The following is a 3,407-nucleotide window of genomic DNA, read 5'->3' on the forward strand; positions in this document are numbered from 1 at the left end:
TGCTTGCTGTTGGCGCAGGCATCACCTTTCGCCGTCTTCTGCGTGCGGGTGTTCTTGTTTGGGTGGGGTTGGTGTTGCGTCCGGTTTTGACGCCAGTGATCTTTATCGCCCTCGGACGTTTCATAGGGCTTGAACCCTTGCAATTGCTGATCGGAGCCATGGTGATGGCGGTGCCCGCAGCTGCAAATGGATACATTATCGCGCGCAGAATGGGGGGCAATGCCGGGCTATATGCTGATATTATGACATGGCAGGCTATTGCTGGAATGCTGGTTCTGCCTGGATTGTTGTACATGCTGCCGATGAACTAACCCAGAAAACAAAAACGCCCTGCGTATCAGGCAGGGCGTTCTGAAAAGATTGCCTGTATTATTTGCGGAAGGCATCCAAGCTGACAACTTCTGCCTCATGCGGGGTGTCATCGCTTTCGGCATCTTCTTCCATTGGCGCCTCTGGAATGTCTTCATCTTCCGGATCGGGATCATCATCATCCTGATGGGATTCAAAGCGCAGGCCAAATTCAACCGAAGGATCCACGAAAGTCACAAGCGCGTCCCAAGGAATGTAAAGTGGTTCGGGCTGTTCACCAAAGTTAAGGGTGATGGAAAACCCTTTGTCACCCACTTCAAGGCCGTCAAACCAGTGCTGAACGACAACGGTCATTTCGCCAGGATAACGTTCCTGCAGCCAGTCCGCGATTTCGACGTCTGGGTGGGTTGTGTCAAAGGTAATGAAAAAGTGGTGATCCCCGGGCAGGCCCCGCTCAGATACATCTGTAAGCACTTTTCGGATCAGAACGCGCAGGGCGTCATGCATCAGATTTCCATAATCAATAACATCGTTTTCCGGGGTCTCGGGCATGTTTTATCTCTGTTTTATTTGCCGGAATTTACCGGAACCTGTCTTGATCATAATTGATTCCTGCGCGAATGGTAGCCCCGCGTCAGGAGTTTTTTTGGATGTAAAACGTTTGGGTAGGGTCACAGAAAACCTGTCATGAAGCCCGCGATGCCCATAATCAGTAAAACAAGAAGCAAGTTCCACTTTCGCCACAATAGCATGACACTAGCCAAAAGGGTGAGGCCACATGCGATCAGATTGATGCTGTTCAGGCTTGGCGTCAGCACGCTGACAAAGCCGAAGTTCGTCGTTGTGACCTGATCAAAAAAAACATGAACCGCGAACCACACAGAAAGATTGGCTATAACACCAACAACTGCGGCCGTGATCGCACGCAGAGCTGTGCGCAAGCGTGGATATGCCATGATGCGTTCCAGCCAGGGGGCGCTGGCAAAGATCCAGATGAAACAAGGCACAAATGTTACCCATAATGTCAGTGCCGCATTTGCAATGGCAAGGGATACTCCGCCCTGTTTCTGCCCTGCAACGGCTGCGACAAATTCGGTGACAAGGATCAATGGACCAGGAGTGGTTTCGGCAAGGCCCAGAGCATCCAGCATTTCACCGGTTGTTAACCAATTGTAGGTACTGACCACTTCCTGCGTCATATAGGCCAGCACAGCATAGGCCCCACCAAATGTGACGACGGCGAGCTTAGAGAAAAAGATACCGCTGTTCGCTAGGAAAGGGGCCATGTCGCTTATCGCAACGAAAGCAAAGGGCAGGGCCCAGATAAGGCCGCCAATCAGAAGAACCCAAGCTGTATGACGAGGGCGCTGCGCCTGATGTGTCTTGGGCGGATCAATCTGTGTTCCGCCCATCGCATAGCCCCAAAGGCCTGCAAGAAGAATAATGAATGGAAATGGCAAGTTCAGAGCAAAAATACCCGCAAAACTAAGGCCTGCAATGATCCTACATTGTACCGCGGACAGACTGCTTTCTTGACCAAAGGCCCGGCGGGATACTTTGATCAGGGCTTCGATTACGATCACCACAACGGCGGCTTTCACGCCCAGAAAAATGCTTTGAACCACGGGAAGATTGCCGAAATATGCATAGGCCAAAGCAAGGGCCAGTACCATGATGGCACCTGGAATGACAAACAGGCTACCGGCGATCAATCCGCCCAGAATGCCACGCTTTTTCCAGCCTGCCCAAGTGGCCAGTTGCATCGCTTCGGGGCCTGGTAACAACATGCAAAAGGACAGGGCATTCAGAAAACTGTTTTCATCCAACCAGGGGCGTTCTTCCACAAGCTCTCGATGCATAAGTGCGATTTGCGCAGCAGGGCCGCCAAAAGACATCAGGCCAATGCGCCCAAAGACGTGGAACAAATTTCGGTATGAAATCGGGCTGTTGTTCATTGTTTTTTCTCCGAGGCCCAACTGTGTTCTTCTTCGAACCCGTCACGTGCCCAACGGTACAAGGCATCATACAGGGGCATTGCCGCATTTAGCTGTTCTATATCGTCCTTATACTGGCGCGATAGCCCAACAGACATTGCCAAGAGACCTGCGGCCGCGGGGTGCAGGTCGTGCCTGTTGGTATCGGCTGCACGCACCACGATGGCAAGTCGATCTAGCGCGGCGCAGTGAAGGCCAAATTCATCCACCATCGTGTCAAAAGTGCAGAATTCACCAGCGACACCCCGATGTCCCCAAAACGTGTTTTCAACATCAAATGGCGTAGCAGAAAAACGGTCCGCTACGCCCAAGACTTCGGAAGGCGTCACAAACAGGAAACGTGCGTTTTGATCCACAAACCGACGGATGAGCCACGCGCAGGCAATGCGATCTACACGTGGGCGATGCCGGGTTACCCAGAGTGTGTTTTGGTGTGGGATGAACGGGATTTTTGATAGGGGGATCATTGGGAGTTCCCTCCCCGCCCAGCCTTGGTTCCCGCCTTGCAGGTATTCAGCATATGCGCCGCAACTGCGCAGATAAGCGGCCGTTCCTTGAGACAGTTTCTTGCCTTGCCAACAACTTACAACCACATGCCGGCCGTTCCATTGGCTTGTACTGCTTGTAAGATCGAGATGTGATTGACGGGTTGCTCCGGGAATAATGCGCGGATCTTGTTCGAAATCTTCACGAAGACAAACATCGAAGATGTCTGGAGCATCTGCTGTACCGATCAGTCTGAACAGCTGTTGAGGTGTGATTTCATTAGGCGCAGGCATGGCATCCTCCTTTTTAGGGCTGGGATGCGAAACTTTGACCAGGGCCTCACGGGGTATTCGCAATGTTCCCCATATGTCTGTGTCGCAAAGGAACGTACCAAGGTCAAGTGTAGAGGGGAATATTGGGTAAGGTGCAGGTTTCTGTTGCCAGGTACCTGCGGACCCCGCCCAACGCGGCTAGGCGAAGGGGCTTAGTTTCGGCGACCCGAACTGCTTACGCAGCCAGAGCCATTGCCGGAGCTTTGTTGTCATTTGCAACTAGCTTAAATCGAACCGATAACGGTGGTATCTCACCGAAACAAAGCTAACCCCTTTAGACGTCCGT

General features: G+C 52.2%; 4 protein-coding genes and 1 other RNA gene. 1 reads left to right on the forward strand and 4 read right to left on the reverse strand.

Translation table 11 applies throughout. The annotated features are described in order from the left end of the window. Positions 1-311 (forward strand): AEC family transporter (locus tag ACPGUT_RS15805; RefSeq protein ID WP_423993043.1); only part of this gene is annotated, 311 nt, incomplete at its 5' end. A gap of 58 nt (positions 312-369) precedes the next feature. On the opposite strand, the gene ACPGUT_RS15810 is transcribed toward ACPGUT_RS15805, so the two are convergent. The 4 genes from ACPGUT_RS15810 to ssrA form a co-directional block, all read right to left on the reverse strand. Next, positions 370-861, reverse strand: a complete 492-nt coding sequence (locus tag ACPGUT_RS15810; RefSeq protein WP_423993045.1) for an SspB family protein — start codon at positions 859-861, stop codon at positions 370-372. 119 nt (positions 862-980) lie between these two features. Continuing rightward, complete coding sequence (chrA, locus tag ACPGUT_RS15815) at positions 981-2,264, reverse strand: chromate efflux transporter (RefSeq protein ID WP_423993047.1); 1,284 nt, start codon at positions 2,262-2,264, stop codon at positions 981-983. After that, positions 2,261-3,082, reverse strand: a complete 822-nt coding sequence (locus ACPGUT_RS15820; RefSeq protein WP_423993049.1) for a chromate resistance protein ChrB domain-containing protein — start codon at positions 3,080-3,082, stop codon at positions 2,261-2,263. The genes chrA and ACPGUT_RS15820 overlap by 4 nt, the downstream gene beginning before the upstream one ends. Positions 3,083-3,212: 130 nt before the next feature. Beyond that, positions 3,213-3,407: a transfer-messenger RNA gene (gene ssrA, locus ACPGUT_RS15825) on the reverse strand; the annotation flags it as partial.

It is taken from the genome of Halocynthiibacter sp. (assembly GCF_049608145.1).
Lineage (GTDB): Bacteria > Pseudomonadota > Alphaproteobacteria > Rhodobacterales > Rhodobacteraceae > Halocynthiibacter.